Source organism: Candidatus Saccharibacteria bacterium, assembly GCA_016700375.1.
Classification (GTDB): Bacteria; Patescibacteriota; Saccharimonadia; order Saccharimonadales; family UBA4665; genus JAGXIT01.
In genome coordinates, this window is the sequence record CP065016.1 from 1,000,167 (window position 1) to 1,022,515 (window position 22,349).

Annotated in this window: 19 protein-coding genes and 5 tRNA genes; 14 read left to right on the forward strand and 10 right to left on the reverse strand. The window is 50.4% G+C overall.

All coding sequences use genetic code 11. From position 1 onward, the window contains the following. Positions 1-45: 45 nt before the first annotated feature. From IPP75_05195 to IPP75_05210, 4 genes are all read left to right on the forward strand, one after another. Positions 46-122 (forward strand) — tRNA-Pro (locus tag IPP75_05195). Between the two features lie 259 nt (positions 123-381). Beyond that, positions 382-458, forward strand: a tRNA-Pro gene (locus IPP75_05200). 247 nt (positions 459-705) lie between these two features. Beyond that, entirely contained in the window at positions 706-1,539 is an 834-nt protein-coding gene (locus IPP75_05205) for a hypothetical protein (protein ID QQS69284.1), read from the forward strand. A 23-nt stretch (positions 1,540-1,562) separates the two neighbouring features. Next, a complete protein-coding gene (locus IPP75_05210) occupies positions 1,563-2,207 on the forward strand; it encodes a hypothetical protein (GenBank protein QQS69285.1) in 645 nt (214 codons plus the stop codon). Positions 2,208-2,215: 8 nt separating this feature from the next. Here IPP75_05210 and IPP75_05215 read toward each other — a convergent pair whose 3' ends face one another. From IPP75_05215 to IPP75_05225, 3 genes are read right to left on the reverse strand one after another with little or no spacing between them, the layout of a single operon-like run. Beyond that, positions 2,216-2,944, reverse strand: coding sequence for a DUF2272 domain-containing protein (locus IPP75_05215; GenBank protein QQS69286.1), 729 nt, complete (start codon positions 2,942-2,944; stop codon positions 2,216-2,218). Next, positions 2,941-4,161 (reverse strand): poly-gamma-glutamate synthase PgsB, encoded by a 1,221-nt coding sequence (gene pgsB / locus IPP75_05220; protein QQS69287.1) that lies wholly within the window; start codon positions 4,159-4,161, stop codon positions 2,941-2,943. Before pgsB ends, IPP75_05215 begins: the two co-directional genes overlap by 4 nt. Next, positions 4,158-5,264, reverse strand: a complete 1,107-nt coding sequence (locus IPP75_05225; protein QQS69288.1) for a hypothetical protein — start codon at positions 5,262-5,264, stop codon at positions 4,158-4,160. Before IPP75_05225 ends, pgsB begins: the two co-directional genes overlap by 4 nt. A gap of 272 nt (positions 5,265-5,536) precedes the next feature. On the opposite strand from IPP75_05225, the gene IPP75_05230 reads away from it, so the two are divergent. Both IPP75_05230 and IPP75_05235 read left to right on the forward strand, forming a co-directional pair. Continuing rightward, positions 5,537-5,890 (forward strand): hypothetical protein, encoded by a 354-nt coding sequence (locus IPP75_05230; GenBank protein ID QQS69289.1) that lies wholly within the window; start codon positions 5,537-5,539, stop codon positions 5,888-5,890. A gap of 178 nt (positions 5,891-6,068) precedes the next feature. Continuing rightward, positions 6,069-6,145, forward strand: a tRNA-His gene (locus IPP75_05235). 622 nt (positions 6,146-6,767) lie between these two features. On the opposite strand, the gene IPP75_05240 is transcribed toward IPP75_05235, so the two are convergent. Both IPP75_05240 and IPP75_05245 read right to left on the reverse strand, forming a co-directional pair. Continuing rightward, on the reverse strand, positions 6,768-7,727 hold the full coding sequence (locus tag IPP75_05240; protein QQS69290.1) for a YihY/virulence factor BrkB family protein: 960 nt from the start codon (positions 7,725-7,727) through the stop codon (positions 6,768-6,770). 50 nt (positions 7,728-7,777) lie between these two features. Further along, positions 7,778-7,854, reverse strand: a tRNA-Arg gene (locus IPP75_05245). 178 nt (positions 7,855-8,032) lie between these two features. Here IPP75_05245 and IPP75_05250 point away from each other — a divergent pair. From IPP75_05250 to IPP75_05260, 3 genes are all read left to right on the forward strand, one after another. Beyond that, positions 8,033-8,695, forward strand: a complete 663-nt coding sequence (locus tag IPP75_05250; GenBank protein ID QQS69291.1) for a hypothetical protein — start codon at positions 8,033-8,035, stop codon at positions 8,693-8,695. Between the two features lie 10 nt (positions 8,696-8,705). Next, a tRNA-Gly gene (locus IPP75_05255) sits at positions 8,706-8,780 on the forward strand. A gap of 556 nt (positions 8,781-9,336) precedes the next feature. Beyond that, on the forward strand, positions 9,337-9,933 hold the full coding sequence (locus IPP75_05260) for a sortase (GenBank protein QQS69292.1): 597 nt from the start codon (positions 9,337-9,339) through the stop codon (positions 9,931-9,933). A gap of 70 nt (positions 9,934-10,003) precedes the next feature. Here the strand turns inward: IPP75_05260 and IPP75_05265 are convergent, their stop codons facing one another. Further along, positions 10,004-11,527 (reverse strand): UDP-N-acetylglucosamine 1-carboxyvinyltransferase, encoded by a 1,524-nt coding sequence (locus IPP75_05265; protein ID QQS69293.1) that lies wholly within the window; start codon positions 11,525-11,527, stop codon positions 10,004-10,006. A 435-nt stretch (positions 11,528-11,962) separates the two neighbouring features. Between IPP75_05265 and IPP75_05270 the strand changes: the two genes are divergently transcribed. The 5 genes from IPP75_05270 (at position 11,963) to argH (ending at position 17,584) form a co-directional block, all read left to right on the forward strand. Continuing rightward, positions 11,963-13,372 (forward strand): serine hydroxymethyltransferase, encoded by a 1,410-nt coding sequence (locus IPP75_05270; protein QQS69294.1) that lies wholly within the window; start codon positions 11,963-11,965, stop codon positions 13,370-13,372. Between the two features lie 79 nt (positions 13,373-13,451). Continuing rightward, entirely contained in the window at positions 13,452-14,162 is a 711-nt protein-coding gene (locus tag IPP75_05275; GenBank protein QQS69295.1) for a hypothetical protein, read from the forward strand. Positions 14,163-14,432: 270 nt separating this feature from the next. Then, complete coding sequence (locus IPP75_05280) at positions 14,433-14,648, forward strand: hypothetical protein (GenBank protein QQS69296.1); 216 nt, start codon at positions 14,433-14,435, stop codon at positions 14,646-14,648. A 457-nt stretch (positions 14,649-15,105) separates the two neighbouring features. After that, positions 15,106-16,404: an argininosuccinate synthase gene (locus tag IPP75_05285; GenBank protein ID QQS69297.1), complete on the forward strand. Its 1,299-nt coding sequence runs from the start codon at positions 15,106-15,108 to the stop codon at positions 16,402-16,404. After that, positions 16,394-17,584: an argininosuccinate lyase gene (gene argH / locus IPP75_05290; protein ID QQS69298.1), complete on the forward strand. Its 1,191-nt coding sequence runs from the start codon at positions 16,394-16,396 to the stop codon at positions 17,582-17,584. The genes IPP75_05285 and argH overlap by 11 nt, the downstream gene beginning before the upstream one ends. Positions 17,585-17,602: 18 nt before the next feature. On the opposite strand, the gene purD is transcribed toward argH, so the two are convergent. The 4 genes from purD to murB form a co-directional block, all read right to left on the reverse strand. Then, the gene (gene purD, locus IPP75_05295) at positions 17,603-18,907 is read right to left on the reverse strand and encodes a phosphoribosylamine--glycine ligase (GenBank protein ID QQS69299.1); all 1,305 of its coding nucleotides are present in this window, start codon (positions 18,905-18,907) and stop codon (positions 17,603-17,605) included. Positions 18,908-19,019: 112 nt separating this feature from the next. Continuing rightward, positions 19,020-19,715 (reverse strand): hypothetical protein, encoded by a 696-nt coding sequence (locus IPP75_05300; GenBank protein QQS69300.1) that lies wholly within the window; start codon positions 19,713-19,715, stop codon positions 19,020-19,022. Continuing rightward, positions 19,712-21,163, reverse strand: a complete 1,452-nt coding sequence (locus tag IPP75_05305) for an amidophosphoribosyltransferase (protein QQS69301.1) — start codon at positions 21,161-21,163, stop codon at positions 19,712-19,714. Before IPP75_05305 ends, IPP75_05300 begins: the two co-directional genes overlap by 4 nt. 113 nt (positions 21,164-21,276) lie before the next feature. Continuing rightward, a complete protein-coding gene (gene murB, locus IPP75_05310) occupies positions 21,277-22,308 on the reverse strand; it encodes a UDP-N-acetylmuramate dehydrogenase (protein ID QQS69302.1) in 1,032 nt (343 codons plus the stop codon). Positions 22,309-22,349 lie beyond the last annotated feature (41 nt).

The window sequence follows — 22,349 nt, forward strand, 5'->3', positions numbered from 1 at the left end:
CGCGTTCATAGAATAGGGTACAATACATTTACGTCGTCAATTTGTCGGGGAGTGGCGCAGTCCGGTAGCGCACTCGGTTTGGGACCGAGGGGTCGCAGGTTCAAATCCTGTCTCCCCGACCATAAGAAAATACCTCAGCAGAGCTGGGGTGTTTTCTTATGTCAGTGAGATGTGGTGCGAGCTTGCGCGCAGGTTCGTGGACGAGGAACGGAGCAAAAAACGAAAGTTTACTTTTGTTTTTAGCGAGTACCGCAGGGAAGAGGGCGAAGCCCGATAATCCTGTCCCCTCGTGGGATACTACGCCGCATCTTCCCTCATGCAATACAGGTGTTATTTACGGCTTTTCACCCAGGGTGCTATAATTACCTCTGTTAATTTCACCGGGGTGTAGCGCAGCTTGGTAGCGCGCGTCGTTCGGGACGACGAGGTCGTGGGTTCAAATCCCGCCACCCCGACCATACAAAAGACTCGGCACGTGCCGAGTCTTTTGTATGGCATAGCCGGGTTTGGACCCACGACCAGAGATTCGCGCAGCAAAGATCGTAGGTCGTGAAGGTCGCGTAGCGGAGAAAGGAAACGGAAGCTTGCTCACGTCCCTTTCGGAGTGGAGGAGCGCAGCGATAATCCTGCCACCCCAACTACGCTAGTGCTTATTGCAAAATTCCCCATGCACTGTAGTATGAAGCATATAACACGGAGGGTACTATGTCGCCAGAAACGAATAACGATACTCAGAAAAACGATGAAGCCGAGGTAGCGGCGGTCGCAAAAACAAAACGCCTGCCCAGGAAGGTGCTCTATGCTTCGGTCGCGCTCATAGTAGTAGGGCTAGCAGTACTGGTTGGGTTTTTGCTGGGCGGCAAGGCTACTGCACCGGCAAAAACAGCACAAAATAAGATAACCGCTTCGGAAAAGAAACAACCAGCTCAAACGACCACAGAAAAAAAGATTGAAGAGACAACATCATCTAGCTGTGGGAGTGAAAAGACAGCATTCAGGAACGAATCTTTTGGCGTACAGTTCTGCTATCCAACCAGCTGGGGAACGGCGAGCGTACAAGATGCAAAAGTTGCGGCTGCAGACACTGGCCATCGTGAGGTTGTGCGCTTTTCGTCAAACCCATATGTTATTGTGGGGGGCATGAGCGATGACTGGTCTACCTCTGTCGGTCGCGGTGTTGGCTGTTTGGAGCCGGACAATGTTGTCCCCCCGCTTAGCGCATACGACACGAGCTGGCATGGCATAGAAGGCTCCGGCGCCGATGTTTCGTACGCAGTCCGAAGCCTACCTTCTTCCGCCGGAGGCTACAGTGTTCAAGAATCAGTTTCTAACTTGCTCGTCTCTGGCGTATGTGTCCAGGGACATAAAGTTATTAGCGGTTCGCGCTACCGCGTTGTTGCCGTAAATTATGCTCGTGACTTTGCGCCAGCGTCGGGCATAACCACCCCCGCCCAGCACATGGCAGAGCCAAACGTCTTGTTCTCTACAGAACTGCGCACCCAGTACGACGCGCTTCTTGCCAGCCTTGCTGCCTACTAGGCTCAAGCGTACAATATTTGGTGATGAATCTAATAAACATGGGCCTTGCGGTTGGCATTGTGTTTGGGCTCCTGCTTCTTAGCGAATGGGGTTGGCGAAAGCATTGGTTGCACGGGGAAGTCGGACGCAAATTTGTGCATGTCACGGTCGGTACGTTCGTGGCATTTTGGCCGTATTTCCTTGACTGGACGGAAATACGCCTCCTCAGCCTCGCGTTTTTTGTAGTGGTTTTGGCGAGTATGCACCTGGGCGTGTTTAAGGCTATTGGCAGTGTGCAGCGCCCAACGTACGGTGAAATATTCTTTGCGCTTAGCGTCGGTCTGCTTACTATCATTACCACGTCAAAAGGAATTTATGCTGCGGCTATTTTGCAAATGGCGCTGGCCGATGGATTTGCCGCTATCATCGGCGGGCGGTTTGGTACCGAAAACAAATATCATCTCTATGGCCGCACCAAAAGTCTTGCCGGTAGCACCACCTTTTTTGTCATATCGCTGGCATTACTCATCGGCTACAGCGCATTATCAGATAACGGACTGGCCTGGCCGTATATAATCGGTGGGGCGTTTGCCGCGACGCTGCTTGAGAACATTGCTGCGCTTGGCTTTGATAACCTCATTGTCCCTCTTGCAGTCGGCATACTACTTCAACTGCTGAGTACCCCGTAGTTCGACGGCTATGGTCGCCCGATTCCTTGAAAACCGTACGAATCGAGGTAGGGATAGTTTGCACGGTATGAAATGGCATTCCCGACATTGCCACCGACGAGATCAGCCGTACCGTTCGGGTTTAACTTCACAATAATATCGACGTGACCGAGCTTTTCTGCATAGTTACCACGCCAAGATATAACAAAGTCACCAATCTGAGGAGTTGTTTTCTTGTCGATTAAATCTTGTTTTGAGTAGAAAGCATGGTTTGCCTGGAGGATGGCCATAAATTTTTGGGAATTGAATATTCGCCAGCCGTGGGTATCCGGGTTGCGCACTGGAGTACCGGCTTGCTGGGCTACCCAGCTTGCAAAGGCGGTGCACCACTGGACGGGGTTACCTCCGGTGTAAACATCAACTGCCTGGCCACAGTTGCACCCAGGGACTCGTTCTTTTACTCCTTTACCGTACTCAGCGAGCGCAATCCTTGCTCGTTTCAGTCCATTACTCTCGGTATTTGGAGTCGAAGGTGATACCGAGGTGGTCGTGTTCGCCGGCGTGACCTGGTTGAGGCTGAGCGCCGTAGGCTTGGTGGCTGAATGCTGCGCGAGGGCAACCCCACTAAAGAAGACGATGAGGGATAGCGTGTGAAGACTTTGTGTTACAAAGCGTCTTGGCGTCCGATCACCGGTAAAGAAGGTACGCAAGGTTTCTCTAAGGAAACGAGGTAACTTTGTCAGTCTGCGTGTGATCATACGGCTGGCTCCAAAACATGCAACAGGGCTTCGGCTTGCTTCGTGTGGATATTGACCGTTCCATACAGCACGCATCGTTTGGCGCGAATCTTTTTCGTAATGGCACGTAACAATGTCTCGCCATCAGCATTCTTGTACGCAGTCGAGTTTCCTAGGTAAAGGACTTTTGCCCTATGTTTGGTGTGCCGTGCCAATTCTTTTTTGATCTGCGGCTCGTAGTCACCAAACGTAATAATGTAGTCTGCTTTAATGTCGTCAAGACAAATGTTTACGAACTGGAGGACTCGTTCAGGGCGATCGAGACGGTTGTTCAAGATAACAGCCTTTTTCGTCTTCGGCCCGACTTTTTCGTGTAAGACATTGGCTGTATAGATAAAACTCTCGCGGTCGTTAATAGCAAAGAGGTTCGCCCAAAACAGGGTTCGATTGGGGACAGCTAGCTCTTGCAGGACAAATGCCCCAGGGTCTGGATTCGCCTTGTGCATCCCACTCAGGGCGGTTTGTCGATTGATCCCGATGAGCTCGGCAACCTTAATGGCGATGGCGACATTGCTGGCATATTCAAAATGGGCAAACTTGGCCATCTGCCTACTGCTGACGCGGTGGGTACCAACCGGATGGAGTTTACTACCTCGTTTCTCACACTCTTCTCGAAGAATGGCGAGAATTGCAGGGTCGGTTTCGGCAGTCACCAAGTGGCCGTTTATTGGTATCGTTGAAGCAAGGCTACGAGCAATATCTGCCAAGGTATGTCCAAGCAGATCCATGTGGTCTTCACGGACGTTGGTGATAACTCCGATCGTAGAACGCATAATTTTTCGTTCGAGATAGCGCTGGTACAGTGGGTTAATCGCCATACACTCGAATACAATTGCCTGGTATGGCCGACTGGTGTACATGCTATGCTTGCTTCCAAGATATGCACTAATCATGCGCCGTTGTTCGGCAATGTCGGCTTCTTTGCGCGGCACCGGAATGTCTGTGTCGTGATCAATAATAACCCGTGCGGCTGTTCCGGTAGTCTTGGCGGCCGTTTGTAGCCCACCTTCGCGTAACGAGGCAGCAATCAGGCGGGTCACCGAAGATTTACCCCGGATACCATTAACGTGAATACGATGAGGAATCTGATTTAACTGACGGTGATATCTCCGCGTGTCATAGGCTGAAAATACGAGATAGATCGCGTACAGCAAGCCGACAAACAAGGGGATAATCATAGCTGCTCCTTGAGCCAGGCTGGACGCCTCAGATGTAGGGATTGTTTTGTCGTCACGCTGAGACGGTGCGACAGGGATGCCCAGTTTGCAGCGTTCCAGCGGCTGAGACCATTGGCTGCAGCCCGTCTAATGTACGCTGCCACTGTGCCGGTGCTCATCTGCAACATCTTCTGAGCAATCGAAAAATCGGCGCGCCGCAGGTGTAAACGAGGAATGGACAGGACAAGGCTATTGGTTGCAACCGTAACGACTACCAGAGCAGCCAGCGGCGATGGCCGGTAACCATGAACTTTCGTCTGAATCGCGATCCAGTCAATCAGGGAAATAAAGAAGTAACTTCCGAACAAGCTAATGACGAATCGCTCGAGTCCAATAATGAGGGTTCGTTCCATGACATACTTCACGAAGTAGTAGTTAACGTAGATGGCTGCTGAGATGAGGGCGGCCTGTAGTAATGAGCTCGTCAGCATCACGACGATATAGGGGAGCAGGAGGTATCCAAATAGCTTGGTGTTCATCTTTCGGTAGATAGTGTAGGAAGCGAGTAGGCTGAGCGGGAAGAAAATGGCAGCGTGCAAGAAACCGAGTCTGACGTAGCTGCTGAGCTGAATCGTCGTTTGGGAAAGTAAGTGGAAAGGAACGAAACTGGCGAGAGTCAGACCAACCAGGTACGTGAGTGCCGTGACGCTCAGTGTTCCTCTGAGGACGGTGCCAAGACGGTATTTGTGAGCTGAAATGGCAATCAGGCCAGATGAGATAAGGCTAATCGTGCCAATTTCCGTCGATATCCAATGGCGTTTTCCGAGCAGGAGGGTCAACGCAATGTTGATACAGACGCTATATGCAATAAAGATATAGTTGGATTGGCGTTTTGATAGTGCGTACTTACCAAAGGTGTATTTATGCAGAAAATAACAGATAACGGCTGTTAAGATTGAGATTGAGAATGCCTTCAAACTGCTCCCAAGCTCAATCGCAAGTGTCCCCGGCACAATGATGCCGCCAGGTGTCACGCCGTATCGTTTTTTATACAGCAAACCAAAGACTGCTCCACTCAGGAAGAGCAAGCGCATCAGTTCGTACGAATAATCTAAGACATCCATCTCATAGCTCCGGAATTTAATATAACATAAAATTTACGAAAATACAATAAAATTGTAGTAAAAATAGATTCTTGGTTTTATAAAGTTTTTTACAGAAAAATAAACAAAGCTGGCGTATAACAACAACAGAATAAACAGCTTTGGGAAACAATCAATACCACTCACGCTTTCAATTGCGAGATAAGGGGCGTATAGTGCGGAATATACGGGTGGCTAGGGTGTTGGAATAGAGGAGGTGCACGGACTATGAGACGATTTAGCAACCTAACATCTTGGGTGACGCGCCTGAAAAATGCGACGGTGGCGGCGATGAAGAGACTAGCTTTAGTCTGACTGACGATGGCGTGAACGGTTGGACACTGAACGGCGCTACGTGTACTGGGGCTGAGATAACTCGTGAAGGCAGTTCGGTAACCATGGAAGTCGTGCCGGGTGCGGATGTGAAGTGTACATTCGTAAACCAAAAGAACACCATTCCGCAAGTGCTCGGCGCAGTTGACCCGCCAAAGCTAGAAAATACCGGCGGTAGTGTGTGGGTGGCGGTGAGTATGAGTCTGACAGTTATGGGGCTAGCCATTCTGACTGCGTTAAGCGACCGACGTCGTAACCAAACGATGGCCGCGTAGTCACCCCAGACGAAATAAACAGAGAAGAAATAGCATTCCCAAGTAAAAAAGCCGATTTTTCGGCTTTTTTACGTATAAAACGGCATGTAAAAAGCTATTTGAGTGTGCTGTTTCACGTAAGATTTTTCGCATGATTGAAATTTTGTCATATTTCGACTATAATCACCTCTGTTTTATGGCGGATGTAGCTCAGTTGGTTAGAGCGCCAGTTTGTGGCACTGGAGGCCGTGGGTTCAAGCCCCATCATTCGCCCCAAGATAAAGCCCCTGCGAAAGCGGGGGTTTTATCTTGGCGGCGTGGTGGCTTGAACACACGCCCAAGGCCGTGGGTGAGACCCGCCAGTGGCGGGTCGCAAGACAATCTTCTCTTGAAAGCTACGCTTTCAAAGATGAAGTTGTGGGGTCGCCGAAGGTGACCAAGCCCCATCATTCGCCCCAAGATAAAGCCCCTGCGAAAGCGGGGGTTTTATCTTGGCGGCGTGGCGGCTTGAACACACGCCCAAGGCCGTGGGTGAGACCCGCCAGTGGCGGGTCGCAAGACAATCTTCTCTTGAAAGCTATGCTTTCACGCATTTCGCACTTTGAGCTCATGTGCATTTTCTCCTTGAAGCACGGAAGGAGCCGTACTAGGGTACGGCGAGTGAGTACTGGAAAGGAAAAATGTGCAGGAGTCAAAGAAGCAAGCGGTGCAACCAGCTTTGCTGGTTGGCAGGCTGGCTGGTGTGAAATACGTGGCTTTCAAAGATGAAGTTGTGGGGTCGCCGAAGGTGACCAAGCCCCATTATTCGCTCCTGTAAAGCCCCTGCGAAAGCGGGGACTTTATCTTGGGAAAAGATGGGCCGCGTAAGGTATCAACATATACTGCGGAGGTGTAGTTTTTAGTGTCCAACGGGCTTGTCATCGGTGAAAGTTTCGCGGTGTCTATATAGGTCGTAGGCTTTGTGGTCGGCGGGTAGCGGCGGCTGAGGGGTAATGCTACGTGGCCACAGGCGATGAAATCGCACACTTGCGAGCTCTGCTCCAAGCAAAAATACCTGTGCTTGCAGGTAGAGCCAAAACAATATAGCAAGTACCACTGCAAACTGGGCCGTTAGGCCAGTCTGCGATTTCAACTGGTTGGCAATAATATAGCTACCGAGCGTCTGCAGAACGAGGAACCCTACGGCGGCAAAAAGTGCACCGTACACATTTACCACAGGATGCCGTCGCGCCGATGACCCAAATGTATACACCCCCCAAAACACACTAAAGAGCGCAATGAACCCGCCCGTGCCTAGCAACATGCGTGCCCATAGCTCATGCTCTGCTGCCGTGGTATACCCGATGAGTGTGGCTGCGGCAATGAACCCTACTCCGGCAAAAGCGATTATCCCAAAGCTCTTGAACGTTGAGTTAGGGAAGCCGGCTCTGCGGTTTCGCGGTACGGACCATACGTGGTTGAGGGCGTGTTGCACTGCGTGTGCTACGCCTTTGGTGCCGTACAGTGCAATCAGTAAGCCCAGGAAAACGGCTAGGCCACTTTTGCTTGGAGTTTTGATACTGTCTGCAAGGGTATTGCCTATGGCCGGAAAATAGCTCGTAGCGTTACGCAAAAAAGTTTCACGAAGCGTTGGGTCATTTTGGGATAATATTTGCACAATGCCGGTGCCGACTATAAGGAGTGGGAATATAGATAAAAACCCATAGTAGGCAATAAGAGTGGCCTGGTAGCCAGCTTCATCATCACTATGTTTTTTGAGTACGGCGTAGGGAAACGAGAACAAAGATTTTTGCTGAAAGTGGTCAAGCCAGTCTATTTTTCGTTCTATGAAATTTCTTTTTTTCACCGCGGATGCCATGGTTACAGAGTACAACTTCACTTGGGATTATCAAAATGAAGAATCAATTGTGGCGCCCCGGGCAGGACTCGAACCTGCGACCTTAGGCTTAGAAGTCCTCTGCTCTATCCAGCTGAGCTACCAGGGCATACAAGCGCCACTTGAGAGTATAGCGAAATCATGTAGAAAGTTAAAACCCAGTTGGCTAGAATAGATGCCGCATACGTCTTTTACTCAAAGCTTCCCAACTAAGCTACCAGGGAGCGCTGCACTTCTAATAGCCTTCACATTTCGAATATATGAATTAGATATACTATACTAATATTATGGTAAACAAAAAATCAAAAGCTTTATCGCTGAGGCGGCAGGGTTATTCCTATGTACTAATACATGAAAAGACAGGCGTTCCGTTAAGCACAATGAGCTATTGGTTTCGGAATATGCAGTTCACGCCAAATGCTCAGGTGCGGGAAAGGATGCAAAATGGCTCAAAAAGAGCTGGATTAGTTCGTCGCAGACAAAGGATTGCAGATACAGCCGCACAAATAGGAAGAGGCATCACAGATATAGGCACATTGACGGAAAGGGATCTTTGGATGCTGGGTCTCGGGTTGTATATTGGGGAAGGAGCTAAAACTACTGAACAAGTAAGAGTAGCAAATTCAGACCCCGAGGTCATACGTTTGATAATGGCCTGGTTGCGTGGGCTTGGTGTTCCAGACAAAAATATAAATTTGGCTATACACATTTATCCCGATACTAGCCCGGAGCTTAGTAAGGACTTCTGGCTGAAGACAACTGGCCTATCTGAGAGCAATTTTGGCTGGGTTAGTATAGATAAGCGGGAAAATAAAAGCCGAAAGGCTGCCGGGAAACTACCATATGGCACTGCCCACATTATTTTGCGCGCAAGAGGGGAGCAGAAATACGGAGTGCAGTTTTTTCGACGTCTAAAAGGATGGATGCAAGGAGTCTATAATCAGGTATAATGAGAAACAAGCGGGTGTCGTATAACGGCTATTATAGGGGCTTTCCAAGCCCGGGACGGGGGTTCGACTCCCCCCACCCGCACCATGCAAAAGGCCTTTCCGAAAGGAAAGGTTTTTTGCATGGTTCTGGGCTGGGTGAGGCGAACGCGAGCGCCAGTGGCGCTCAGCCGCCCTTGCCCTGCGACCATGGGAGCAGGGTTTCACCGAAGGTGAAAGGTCGACTCCCCCCACCCGCACCATGCAAAAGGCCTTTCCGAAAGGAAAGGTTTTTTGCATGGTTCTGGGCTGGGTGAGGCGAACGCGAGCGCCAGTGGCGCTCAGCCGCCCTTGCCCTGCGACCATGGGAGCAGGGTTTCACCGAAGGTGAAAGGTCGACTCCCCCCACCAAATATATGAGGGGCTCGCCACATTCTGCGGTCCCGCTTCTGCGTGTGGTTAGGCATAGCCTAACCGGCAGAGAGCCTTGCGGTTTGCCGCTGGCAAACTTCACCCTCAACGGCTCGTATTCGGAATAAATCCGAATACGGCCTACTCCCCCTGAAGCTCGGACGAACGCCTCGTAACCGGTCAATAAGGTCCTACCTTTGTTTAAAATGTTGTACCAGTAACATATTTTGTATAAATTATGATATAATATACCTATGACACCGCAGAAAAGGCGTTTTGGGTTTACCACGAAAGCAGCACTGTATATCCTGACCATGGGCATATTGCTTTGCGCATCTGTTTACCCGCTTGCGTTGCGTGAGTATGACAAACAGTTTAAGGCCTATGCTGCAGCCCTGCCTGACTATACAAAAATAACTCCACCGGTCCCGTTTGCCATTGGTCGACCAATCAAGATAGAAGTTCCTAGTGTTGGAATCAGCCTACCGGTGGTAGACGGCTCATACGATACTGTTTCGAGAACCTGGACACTTCATAACGACAAAGTTCAGTTTGACACAGCATCAAAGTTGGCAAATTCACGCGAGGGCAATACTTTTATATACGGTCATGCCACCTCGTGGGTCTTTGGCCCGCTACTAGGAATTCAGCCCGGTGCTGAAGCTATCATAACGACAGACAAAGGATTTGTTTTTGTATATAAACTGGTCAGTCACGAGGTGGTTGACCCAACAAATGTCGGCGTTCTGAACTACAGCGGACCTCCGCGGCTCATGCTACAAACTTGCACTGGCCCAACGCTCAGCGAATTCCGCCAGCTTTTTTACTTTACCTACAGCGGACGCAAGTAATTCATTTGTACAGGCTCCGAGTGCGTTCGAGACGCCGAATTCGTTATTCTATGGCCCGTCCCGACATCTTCTACAAATCTTGAAATACTTCTATACGAGCGCCAAGGCTATTTAGGCGTTCGGCCAAGTCTTCGTAGCCGCGCTGAATGGTGTATATGTTGCGTAGTGTCGAAACGCCATCCGCAGCGAGCATACCTATGAGCAGGAGGCTGGCTGGACGAAGGGCGGGCGGGCAAAATACGTCTGCGCGGGTGAACTTGGTTGGGCCGGTTATGTAAACGCGATGCGGGTCAGCCAGCTCCACCGTTGCACCGATTTTTGTGACCTCTGTGTAGTAAATGGCGCGGTTTTCATACATCCAGTCATGAATGAGTGTGCGACCTTTGGTGACGGCGCACATAGGAACAAAGTAGGGCAAGTTGTCGGTGTTTATGCCGGGGTAGGGGAGTGAATGAATTTTATCTATGAGTGCGCGTAGTTCGCCGTTGTGTTTTTGGATGTGAAGATTAACCAGCTCGGTTTTGCCATTTGTAGCATGGTATCGCTCGGTTATATCGTATCTCAGGCCCATTTTTTTGAGCTTTAGGAGCTCAAGTGTTACGAACGCTATCGGCACGCGTTCAATGGTGATTTCCGAGTTTGTGGTCACGGCTGCAGCTATGAAGAACATGGCTTCTATAGGGTCTTCGGCTGGTGCGTAAACTACATTTTTCTTGATGTTTTTGACGCCACGAACGCGCAGAGTACTTGTCCCTACGCCGTCTATTTTGACACCAAGCTTCTGTAGGAAAAAGCACACATCTTGCACCATGTAATTTGCGCTGGCAAACTCTATGGTGGTTTCCTCTTCGCGCCCAGCGGCAGCCATGAGGGCGTTTTCAGTAACGGTATCACCCATTTCGTACAGCGCAAACCTGCCAGCGGGCCTTGGCTTCACGGATACTTGGTAGTGGCCGCTGGTTGCTTTAACGTCGAGGCCAAATTCTTGCAGGGCAAAGAGGTGTGGCTCCACCGTGCGTTCGCCCAACTTGCAACCCCCCGCATAGGGGATTTTAAACTCTTTATGCTCATGCATGAGCGAGCCCATCATCATTATTACCGTGCGGGTTTTTCGGGCAGCCTCTTTGTTCATGTTGCCCAGATTTAGTTTGGCGGGCCGGCGTAGCTCCAGGTCGCTCCCGTTTGTCCACTTGGCCTGCACTCCAATGCTTTCCAGCACTTCGAGTATCCGGAACACTTCCTCGATACGAGGGAAATTTACAAACTTAGTTGTACCATGGTTTAGCAGCGCAGCGCACAGGAGGCCAACTGCTGCATTTTTGCTGGTTTTGAGTTGAATGGAGCCATGGAGTTCGTGCCCACCTGCTATGCGTAGATTAACCGAACCACTACCCAAGGAAATTATTTGTTTATTGAGTGCTTCGCTCAGTCGTCCGAGTGTTTCTAGGCTGAGGTTTTGCCGCCCCTTCTCTATTCTGTTGATGGCAGATTGGCTCGTACCAAGCCGCTTAGCGAGTTCAGTCTGAGTCATGCCACGTTCTTGGCGCACACGCGCCACAAAATCACCAATTCGTTCGTTTGTTTGCGTTGTCATGGAGGCTTATTATATCACTAGTGGTATATTACACTCAATTCCGACAAGCAATCAAGCAATGGGCAAAGCGAAAGACTTGCCAGGGGCGAGTCGCAAGGCAACCTTCCGGGCAAGCTATGCTTGCCGCAGTGAAGTTGCGGGGTCGCAGGATGCGACAAGGTCCTCCATTTTGTGTCAGCGAAGCGACGGAGCCGACAGGCGAGCTTTAGGGCAGGAGGAGAGCTTATGCGGATTCATTCCGAATAAGCGAGGAGGACAAGGTCCTCCTAAACAGTTCCGCAGACAAAATTACTATATGCTGCTCATTCGCTACGGGTTACACTATAGGTAGCAATAAGGGGTTACGTCATTCCGACCGTAGTGGAGGAATCTTCTTGTTTCAGAAGGTATTTCGACTTCGCTCAAGATGACAATTCCAAATAAGGAGGGTATGCAATGGTAGATACGCAAGTGGCTGATTTGATTGCTGCTGAAGACAATCGCGAACACGAAGGGCTAGAACTTATCCCGAGCGAAAACTACGTCTCGGCCGATGTGCTTGAAGCAAACGGCAGTATTTTTACGAACAAATACAGCGAAGGCTACCCGGGTAAGCGCTACTATGGTGGCCAAGATTTCACCGACCCGCTCGAGCAACTCGCCATAGACCGCGCGAAAAAACTCTTTAAGGCAGACCATGCCAATGTGCAGCCGCATTCGGGCGTTCCCGCAAACGAAGCCGTGTACTATGCTTGGCTCGAACCAGGTGACACCGTGCTTGGAATGGACCTTGGTCACGGTGGTCACTTGAGCCACGGTAACCCCATGACCCGTTCGGCGCACATATACAACTTTGTCGGCTACAAGGTGAAAGATGTTACGACTGGCGAGATAGATTACGAAGAACTGCGCGAGTTGGCGCTTAAACACAAGCCAAAGATTTTGCTTGCAGGCTTTAGTGCCTACCCGCGCGAACTCGACTATGCCAAATTCGCGGCCATTGCCAAAGAGGTTGGTCCCGACTGTTTGCTTATGGCCGACATGGCGCATATAGCCGGGCTGATTGTGGCGGGTGAAGCGAAGAACCCGTTTGATTATGGCTTCCATGTCATAACCACTACCACCCACAAAACGCTGCGTGGCCCGCGTGGCGGCCTCATTCTTTCTAAAGGCACGGTGTCGACCCCGCTCAAGGCACCAGAAAAGACCATTCAAAACATCCCTACACTCATAGACCGCGCCATCTTCCCTGGCACGCAAGGCGGCCCGCACATGCATACCATTGCCGCAAAAGCCGTGGCGTTTGGTGAAGCCCTCCGCCCAGAATTCAAAACGTATGCGAAGCAGGTCGTGAAGAATGCGGCGGTACTGGCAGAAGAACTGAAAAAGCGCGGCTTTGTGCTGGTGGCCGGCGGTACGAGCAACCACCTTATACTGGCAGATGTGCACCAGAGCTTCGGTATAGACGGTGGTGTTGCCGAAAAAGCGCTCGATAAAGTAGGCCTAAACCTCAACAAAAACTCCGTACCAAACGACACGCTCCCGCCATTCCGCCCCAGTGGCATACGCCTTGGTACCCCGGCAATTACTACGCGCGGGCTGAAAGAAAAAGATATGGTGAAGATTGCTGAGTGGATGAAGCAGGCAATTGATGCCCGCGAAGACGACGCAAAACTCGCTGCCATTCACGAAGAAGTAAAAGCATTCTCTCGCCAGTTCCCTCTCCCAAGCGATACGAAAAAATGCGGCGACTGTAGTGGCAAAAAAGATTGTACGGACTGCAAAGATTGCAAATGCGGTGAAACTCACCCCAGTAAAACCTGCAAATGCGGTGAAACCTGTTCTTGCGACCCCTGCAAGTGCTAGTCTAACCTCTTGTGTCCAAAAAATGTAGAAGCCACATGAACTGATTGCATTTTTTAAAAAAAGTGCTATAATTTCTTTTATGTCAGAACGGTTAGTTGTTCTACGGCCGCCCGAGCCAAGCTATTCTTTGCGACAAGGTGGTGCTGTTTGTGCTTCGCGGCCAGATATTACCGGCATGACTAACACAGGGCATGCCCATGGCGCGGACTATTATGCGACGGATGAGCTCATCGCAGAGCTTGCGGGCCTAGGATTTCCTCCGCTTAAAGCACTAGGCAATTATTTTCATGTTACAAATGCAAGGGCATTGGTCGGTATTGCGCGCCGCGGTGCAATTGTAAGCGCCAAACAGCTCCACGATGAAGGTGAAGAAATCCGTACAGGGGAGTACGGTGAGCATCTGCGCCAGCATAAAGCGCTAGAAAATCCGCATCTGCACTATCCACCTCGTGCATTGTCCGAAGTATATGGTGCAAGAAGCCCCAACACAAGCTACACATTTGAAAGAGGAAGTTATGGCGTCTGGTTTGGTATAGATGGTAGTGCGGTAGAGGCAGTTGTCTCTGGCCGACCACTGAGTGATTATGGTGACGGCATTGCACTTGGGCCGGAAGTTAAGTTGCCTCACGTCTCAAGCATAACCGTGCCTTACGAACAAATGGACGATATGAGTCAGTGGGCTAATGAGCACTCTCCCGGTGCCAGGGTACTCTCCTCAGATGCATGCTGGGTTATTATGATGGGTGCGCTTCAGCACGTTCGCGGCGCTGAAAGTCTCGCTGCTAACTGAGAAAGTAGCCGACAGGTTTCGGTACAGCTCTAGCTTCTCGCCGGCTGCTAAATGGTAAACACAACCCAATAATTCTGCTGCGTCACATTTTTACGAAAATCTAGAGTCCGATAACACCTGAGCCAGGAGCTTCCGCGCGGTCGTCTTAGTCGCATCGCTTATGCGATGATTCAACGGGCGGCCTTTGTCTACAGCTATGCTCTGAGCTAGCCACCGAAAGCCCCCTGCCGACTACCCGCCTATTAGCTAGACTTACTGTACAATCAAACTATGGCTCAAAATCAAAAGTTGAAAAAGCCGTGGTACAAATCTACCGAAAAAGGACCGCTGGTGGTGGCGTGGGTGCAACTCGCTGGTGTTTGGGTGCTCGCATTTTTTGCGTCGTTCATCCCGAAATCACAGCAAGCTGGTCACGACCAACTCGAACGTATTGGTGATACCGTCGCCCTTATATCCTTCGTGCAGTTTTTCACCGGCGTTTTGTAACTGCTTCTATATCCACACACTTCGTTGAAAAAAGATTCCTAATTTGTCTAGCACTATTCTTTAGTCTAGTTGTTATTATAGCTACAAAACAGGGAGTAGTGACTCCGAGATAGACATGCGAGCCATGGGCAGGGTGCTCGTAACTGCTCGCTACCTCCCAATATCTGTTAATTCGTTCGACAATGGTAAGACGACAAAACCCTTAACAGATGAGGCAGTCGTCGAGATGGGTCTTATCGAGCTAATCCTGGCTTCTGTTTTTCGGCGCAGTGAGCAGTTAGGGGTGCTACTATTGTGTCAGACTCAAAATTCTGTTATTGTACATGTATGAAATGTGAATACTACATGCAAAACCGTCGTGACTCTCGTATGAATGGGAGTGGTCCTCGCGCATAAAAAAATCAGACTCCGAGACGACTCCCATAGTACCGGGAGTCTTTTTATTTGGAGGATATTTATGAGTTACATACACACACAAACAAATGCAAAGCAGTTGGTTTGGAATGCCCCTGCCTATAAGAAGGTAGCCTCGTATGAGGCAATAAAAGGCAATTTTGGCAGATGCCTATTACTTTATTCGGGTGGGCTAGATACATCGGTGATGCTGAAGTGGCTTCAGGAGGAATATGGGTGCGAGGTAGTGGCGCTGACAGTCGACATTGGCCAGCGAGCAGATGACCTAGAGGCAATCCGGCAAAAGGCGCTTGATCTTGGTGCCGTAGAGGCGCTGGTATATGATGCAAAAACGGAGTTCGCAGAATCAATACTTAGCCTAGCCATACAAGCAAACGCCGACTATCAGGGCGGGTACACTCTTCATACGCCGCTTGGAAGAGTCATGATATCGAAAATTGCGGTACAAATTGCCGAGAAGTCGAATTGTGAGGTAGTGGCGCATGGCTGCACAGGCAAAGGTAATGACCAAGTGCGATTTGAATCGTATATCACTACTCTTGCGCCGCATTTGAAAATCATTGCACCCGTAAGGGAATGGGCAATGGGCAGAGCAGAGGAACTGGCATATGCGAAGAAACACGGTATTAATGTGATACAAACTGAGGCTAGCCTCTATTCATATGATGAAAACATGTGGGGCAACTCTGCTGAAGGTGGTGAAATAGAAAAGCCATCTCTTGAAGCGCCTCTCGAGAAGATATTGCGGTGGTGCAACCCTATTGCTAGCACGCCAATTGAGCCTGCATACATTACCATTGAGTTCGCGCACGGCGTGCCAGTGGGAGTGCAGGATAAGAAGATGCCATTAGTAGATATTATTTCACACTGCAACCTGCTTGGTGCTCGACATGGTGTAGGAGTAGTTCATCTTATTGAAGATAGGCTCGTCGGACTTAAAGTAAGAGGAATTTTTGAAAACCCTGGCGGCACTATTTTGACACAGGCACATAAAAAGCTAGAGATGCTGGTTTCGACCCGAGTGGAAAATGAAATGAAATCATTCATTGACCAGAAATGGGCGTATTTGCTCTATGCGGCTCAATGGTTTGAGCCGACCATGGCACATCTACACGCCTATATAAAAAACCAAAATAAAAAAGTCTCAGGAAGTGTCACAGTAAAATTACATCAAGGAAGTGTGGTAGTAGTATCGCTCGATTCCCCCTACTCATTATTTAATGAAAATCTCGCTACATTTGAGAGGAATCCGGCGTTCAACCAAAATGCGTCACCAGGATTCATAGAAATATATAACCTGTCACAACAAACCTCGTACGGAGTATATAACTATGAGCAATAAACTTTGGGAAAGCGCATCAGGCCCAGAACTTAATCCCATAGTCGAAAAGTATACGGTCGGGGATGACGTCTGGCTAGACGCAGTACTGCTCGGCTGGGATATAAAGGCGTCGATTGCCCATGCAAAAATGCTTGGCCAGTGCGGCCTTCTGAGCAAGAGTGAAACGACAGCATTGGTTGCAGCACTCAAGCAGCTTAAAGCAGAGTGGAAAAAGGGCTCATTTGTCATAAAGCCTGGTGTAGAGGACGGGCACAGTGCGATTGAAGCGTATGTAATTGAGCAAGTTGGTGACGCGGGTAAGAAAATACATACTGCGAGAAGTCGAAATGATCAATCTCTCGTGATGATGCGACTCTACATGAAAGATAGCCTCGAGCTTGTGCAACGCGGTCTCGCGAGTGTGGCATACCAGTTGCAACAAAAATCGCGAGCCACTAGTGCAGTGCCGATGCCAGGGTACACACATACCCAAAAGGCGATGCCATCTACCGTCTCAGCATGGCTAATGAGCTATCATGACGCATTCACTGACATCCAGCTGCTCCTAGAGGCAACACATCACTATATTGACCAGAATCCTCTTGGGTCAGCTGCTGGCTATGGGGTTGATTTGCCAATACGGCGCGACCTCACGACGAAAGCATTAGGATTTGGAAAAACTCAACAGAATCCCCTCTACTGTGGTATGTCGAGAGGCTTATTTGAGCAATCGGTTGTTCAGGCGTATGCACTATTGATGACGGTTGCGGGAAAATTTGCAAATGACATGATTTTGTTCACGACAGAAGAATTTAATTTTATGAGTTTGCCAGATGAATACACAACTGGTTCGTCCATAATGCCACATAAAAGAAACTACGATGTGTTTGAGGTGATGAGAGCCCATGCACACATGTATTCGACATACACAGGACAGATTGCAGCCGTGGCAACAGGCGTTGGGAGCGGTTATCACAGAGACTACCAGCTAATGAAAAAGCCGCTTTACATGGCGACAACTATTTTAATTGAAACTCTCGACGTGTTAACTGCGACAATCCCTGAAATAATTATGCATTCAGCAGCGCTCAAAAAAGCGATAACTTCTGACATGCAAAGCGTGAGTGAGGTTAATCGTTTAGTGCGACAGGGGGTAGCATTTCGCGACGCGTATCAGAAGGTAAAGGAGCGATACCAATAGGAAGTGCGCGGTATGTGATTACGAACCGAGGGCGCGCCAGGCGATGTCGGGGCGGTACTGCATGCCGGGGAAGTGAATGGCATTTTCGCCAATGGCCGCGTTAGCGGCAGCTGAAGCGGCTTCAAGGTTCACGCCTAGGCCGGTGACAAAGAGGACACGACCACCTGAAGAAACAGTGGCGCCGTTTTCGAGCTTTGTTCCACCGTGAAAAACACTAACATCTCGGTACTCTTCGCTAAGCCCGCTAATCTCTGCGCCAGTTTTGGGTGCTTCGGGGTAGCCCTCGGCGGCGAGGCAAATGGTTAGTGCGGCAGCATTGTAATTTTCTGGTAGTGCAAATTCTGCTATGGCACCTGTGGCAGTGGCATACAGCATATCGTATATATCGACACCGTTGCCGTGTAGGAGCGGGATTATAACCTCTGTCTCTGGGTCGCCAAAACGGGCATTATACTCAATAACCAGCGGGTCACCACCCAATTCTTCGGCAAGCATGAGGCCCATGTATAGTACTCCCTGATACGGCGCTTCATCTGTAGCCATGCCTGTGACGGTTTTTTGCGCAATTGTCGCAATTTTGTTCCATTGTGCAGCCGAAAGCATCCAGTCGGGCAGGGGGGCGTACACACCCATGCCCCCAGTATTCGGTCCTTTGTCGCCCGCAAGAAGTCGTTTGTGATCCTGAGAGGCGAGCGGAATTATCTGGTAGTTTTCGCCGTCACTCAGCACAAACACAGAAACCTCCGGGCCGTGGTTCCTAGCCTGTATAACAAACCGGCTACCGTCGCCGTCTACTTTGCCGCTCACAATCTTTTTTATGGCATCGGACGCCTCAGCATCAGTATCTGGCAAGAACACGCCTTTGCCCCCGGCTAAACCATCGGCTTTTATGACGCTTTTTGCTGCCCCACCAAACTTTGCAATTGCTGCCTGAGCTTTGTCCGCAGAATCCACGATGACAGATTCAGGAATAGTAATACTGTGGCGCTGCATGAACTCGGTGGCAAACGCCTTGCTGCCCTCGAGCCGCGCAGCGGCTTTGCTAGCGCCGAAAACCGTGATACCTGCAGCGCGTAGTATATCGCTCAGACCAGCTACCAGAGGTGCCTCAGGACCAATAACCACAAGATCAACACTGTGATCTTTACAAAACGCAACCACTTCAGTATCACCAGAAATTGCGATATTTTCGCATTTAGTTTCCGTGGCCGTACCGGCATTCCCGGGCGAAACAAACACTTTTTCAACCGTGGGCGATTGTGCCATGCCCCACGCCAGCGCGTGTTCTCGCCCGCCACTCCCGATGATTAGTACAGTTGCCATAGAACCTCCTTTTCCTTGTGTCATTCCGAACTGGTTTCGGAATCTATGCAATCTGAGCGGTTCTGTATCTGATCAGAGGCATGGATCCTGAAACAAGTTCAGGATGACAACGTTACGTTACTGTTGAGTCGTGGGTGCTGTGGTACTCCTCCTGTGCAGTTAGAAACGTCATGATGTCGCTAGCGATATGCTCCTTTTCTGCGGTCTGTACGCGGGCAAAGAGTGTCTCTGCTGTGTCGTCGGGTTCAACCACAACGCGATGTTCGGCCACAGTCGGCCCTGTGTCGTACTCGTGAGCGACTGCATGGAGGGTTTGTCCGGCCTCTGTCATACCTTGTGCCAGCGTGTATTCTTGGGTGCCCAGACCGTGGGTTCCAATGGTTTGAGGCAGCAAACCAGGGTGCGTATTAAACATACGGCACTGGTATATGCTTGTGTGCTCTGGTAGACATCCATAGCGACTGATTAGCCGTGTACCCACACGCTTCATGTAACCCAGTAGCAGAACGCAGTCAATGTTATGTTTTTGGAGGAGTTCCAAAATTGCCATTTGCTCTTCGTCCGTTTGTTGCCCATGCAAAGGGGGTTTTTCTGCTGCCTGCGTGTGACCGTTCACGACCACAGAGGTAATATTGAGGTTCAGCTCACTATTCAAATGTTTGATGCGTTCAAAAACAAACGCATCTGGATTATTGCATATGACCAGACGGACATTGAGCGGGTAGTTTTGTGTCTGTACGTTACGGATGAATGCTTCTGCCGTGCTGCCACTGCCCGATGCCAGTATGGCGATGGCGGCACGCTTCATGCCGCAGTTTGCTCCGGTACGAGCCGGTCGGTGATGTTTATGTGGGTAATTTCCTTCGCGCGCTTTCCGATGGGTGTGGGGTATATGCCCGTAAAGCAACTAGCCGAAAAAAAGTGTTCGGGGAGGTCAGTTGCCTCTATCATGCCGTCGTAACTCAGGAAATACAGCGAGTCGGCACCCACGTATGCACGTATTTCTGGCACGGTCATTTCCGAGGCAACGAGTTCTTTTTGTGTCGGAGTATTTATACCGTAGTAGTCGGGGTAGAGCACGGGTGGTGAGCTTATCATGAGGTGAACTTCAGTGGCGCCAGCGTCGCGAAGCATTTGCACGGTTTTACGCATGGTGGTACCGCGCACAATTGAGTCGTCCACCAGGACAACGCGTCGACCGGATATGGCATCTACCAGCGGGTTAAGTTTCATTTTGAGGTCGTGCTCGCGAAGTTCGGCCGTGGGGCGAATGAACGTGCGGTGTATGTAGCGGTTTTTTATAAGGTTCATTTCAAACGGTATACCGCTAGCTTCGGCGTAACCGAGTGCGGCAGGAATAGCCGAGTCTGGAACGGGGATAACAACATCTGCTGCCACCGGTGACTCGTGTGCCATGATACGTCCGAAATTCATTCGCACTTCATTGACACTTTTGCCGAGGATGATGCTATCGGGGCGTGCAAAGTAGACAAACTCGAAGATATCGAGCTTCTGTTCGCCTGGGATTACCTGACGAGACTCAATACCATCTGTTGTGATGACAACCATTTCACCTGGGGCAATTTCGCGCTCTACGGTTGCTCCTATGGTGTCGAGGGCGCACGTCTCGCTAGCAACGATGTGGCTGCCATCTTCGAGTTTGCCGAGAGAAAGCGGCCGTATGCCGTGCTGGTCGCGGAAGGCAATTAGTGTATCTTGGTTCATGGCCACGGCCGAAAACACGCCAGTGAAGAGTGGGTAGCATGCGGCTATTGCATCGGGCAGCGACAGACCCTGTTCGAGCTGGCAGGCGATTGCCGCTGCCATCATGCCGGAATCATTCAGCTTGCGCGTAGAGATATGGTGGCCCTTGAGGAACTCCTGAAGCTTGGTGGTGTCGGGGATGTTCCCGTTGTGCGCAAAGGCTAAGTCGTGCTTGTCGTCTAAGAATGGCTGGTTAAAACAGTCGTCGGTGCCACCAGAGGTAGAATAGCGGTTGTGACCGATGGCAATATGGCCAGGAAGCTTCACCAGGTCATCTTCGCGGTAGACAGTTGTCACGAGTCCAAAGTCACTGTGCAAGTGCAAGTTTTTGCCATCGCTGCTCGCTATACCCGAGCTTTCTTGCCCGCGATGTTGGAGTGCACATAGCCCATAAAACGACAAACGAGCCGCTTCTACTTCTGGGCTCGCTCCAAATATGCCAAAAACGGCACATTTTTCTTTTGGACGCATATAAGACTGGTTAATAACCATGTGTCGGAAATCCTCCGGGAGTAAACGCCAAACAGACAGCCCTACCATTATCTGTCCATTACATTCGCTCCGTACTTCCTATATAGTACCGCTTTTGTATAGTTGTACGCAAGCTACGGGAGGAGTTCGGGTTCTTGACAGAGGGTGATACCAAAGCGAGATTGGACGGCTTGGGTAATTTCATCGCGGAATTTCAGGAGGTCAGCGGTGCTTTTGGCGTGTTCGTTGACGAGTACAAGTGGTTGGGCGGGCCATGTTGCCATGCCAGTCCTGCTATCGTGCACGTCTTTGTAGCCCACTTGTTCAATCAGCCAGGCAGCGGGGATTTTGACGCCACCGCCTTCGCTTGGGTAGTTGGGCATGGTGGGGTAGGTTTCTATGAGTTCAATGAATGTTTTTCCGTCTACGATTGGGTTTGCGAAAAACGAGCCGTTATTTGCGACGAGCGCTGGGTCTGGTAGCTTGGTGCTGCGAATGTCAATGACGGCATCGCGAATGACCCTTGGGGTCACAGGCCCATTCACTGGGTGCTCGGCGAGGTACTTCTCGACAGCACTGTAGTAAGGCGGGAAGGGGTTTCCGGCTGTGAGGTGAAGTGTAATGGCAGTTATGAAAAACCGCTCGCGGTATTCGGTCTGAAACAGGCTATGGCGGTAGGAGAACCCGCAGGCCTCTGTTGGCACAGTGGTCAGCTGACCGGTGGTACGGTCAAATACTTCGACGCTAGTGATAGTTTGGGCGATTTCCTGGCCGTATGCTCCAACATTTTGTACCGGTGTTGCCCCGGCAGTGCCCGGAATGAGACTGAGTGCTTCAATGCCCGTGAGCCCGGCAGCTACGCTGCGACCGACCACCGTATCCCAGATTTCGCCAGCCCCAACGGTTATGAAGTGGCTGTCGAGCGACACGTAATCTTCGTAGCCAAGTATACGATTTACCATAATGAGTCCCGGAAAACCTTCGTCCCGCCAGACGATGTTACTACCGCCTCCAATCATGAGCATGGGCAGCTCCTTCTCACTAGCCCAGCGGAAGGCTTCCTTTAGGTCTTCGCGCGTATGGATTTCGGTAAGATAGGCTGCCTCGCCGCCAAGGCGCATGGTAGAGTAGCTGGCAAGAGAAACGTGTTCGTTTATGGTGAGCATAACCCCAGTATACACCCAGTATCGCTCTTGCACATCGGCCC

Excerpts from the sequence above, each read along its gene's own strand:
- IPP75_05205 (QQS69284.1), top strand. The coding sequence starts at position 706 with ATGTCGCCAGAAACGAATAACGATACTCAGAAAAACGATGAAGCCGAG.
- IPP75_05210 (QQS69285.1), top strand. The coding sequence starts at position 1,563 with ATGAATCTAATAAACATGGGCCTTGCGGTTGGCATTGTGTTTGGGCTC.
- IPP75_05215 (QQS69286.1), bottom strand. The coding sequence starts at position 2,944 with ATGATCACACGCAGACTGACAAAGTTACCTCGTTTCCTTAGAGAAACC.
- pgsB (QQS69287.1), bottom strand. The coding sequence starts at position 4,161 with ATGATTATCCCCTTGTTTGTCGGCTTGCTGTACGCGATCTATCTCGTA.
- IPP75_05225 (QQS69288.1), bottom strand. The coding sequence starts at position 5,264 with ATGGATGTCTTAGATTATTCGTACGAACTGATGCGCTTGCTCTTCCTG.
- IPP75_05240 (QQS69290.1), bottom strand. The coding sequence starts at position 7,727 with ATGGCATCCGCGGTGAAAAAAAGAAATTTCATAGAACGAAAAATAGAC.
- IPP75_05250 (QQS69291.1), top strand. The coding sequence starts at position 8,033 with ATGGTAAACAAAAAATCAAAAGCTTTATCGCTGAGGCGGCAGGGTTAT.
- IPP75_05260 (QQS69292.1), top strand. The coding sequence starts at position 9,337 with ATGACACCGCAGAAAAGGCGTTTTGGGTTTACCACGAAAGCAGCACTG.
- IPP75_05265 (QQS69293.1), bottom strand. The coding sequence starts at position 11,527 with ATGACAACGCAAACAAACGAACGAATTGGTGATTTTGTGGCGCGTGTG.
- IPP75_05270 (QQS69294.1), top strand. The coding sequence starts at position 11,963 with ATGGTAGATACGCAAGTGGCTGATTTGATTGCTGCTGAAGACAATCGC.
- IPP75_05275 (QQS69295.1), top strand. The coding sequence starts at position 13,452 with ATGTCAGAACGGTTAGTTGTTCTACGGCCGCCCGAGCCAAGCTATTCT.
- IPP75_05280 (QQS69296.1), top strand. The coding sequence starts at position 14,433 with ATGGCTCAAAATCAAAAGTTGAAAAAGCCGTGGTACAAATCTACCGAA.
- IPP75_05285 (QQS69297.1), top strand. The coding sequence starts at position 15,106 with ATGAGTTACATACACACACAAACAAATGCAAAGCAGTTGGTTTGGAAT.
- argH (QQS69298.1), top strand. The coding sequence starts at position 16,394 with ATGAGCAATAAACTTTGGGAAAGCGCATCAGGCCCAGAACTTAATCCC.
- purD (QQS69299.1), bottom strand. The coding sequence starts at position 18,907 with ATGGCAACTGTACTAATCATCGGGAGTGGCGGGCGAGAACACGCGCTG.
- IPP75_05300 (QQS69300.1), bottom strand. The coding sequence starts at position 19,715 with ATGAAGCGTGCCGCCATCGCCATACTGGCATCGGGCAGTGGCAGCACG.
- IPP75_05305 (QQS69301.1), bottom strand. The coding sequence starts at position 21,163 with ATGGTTATTAACCAGTCTTATATGCGTCCAAAAGAAAAATGTGCCGTT.
- murB (QQS69302.1), bottom strand. The coding sequence starts at position 22,308 with ATGCTCACCATAAACGAACACGTTTCTCTTGCCAGCTACTCTACCATG.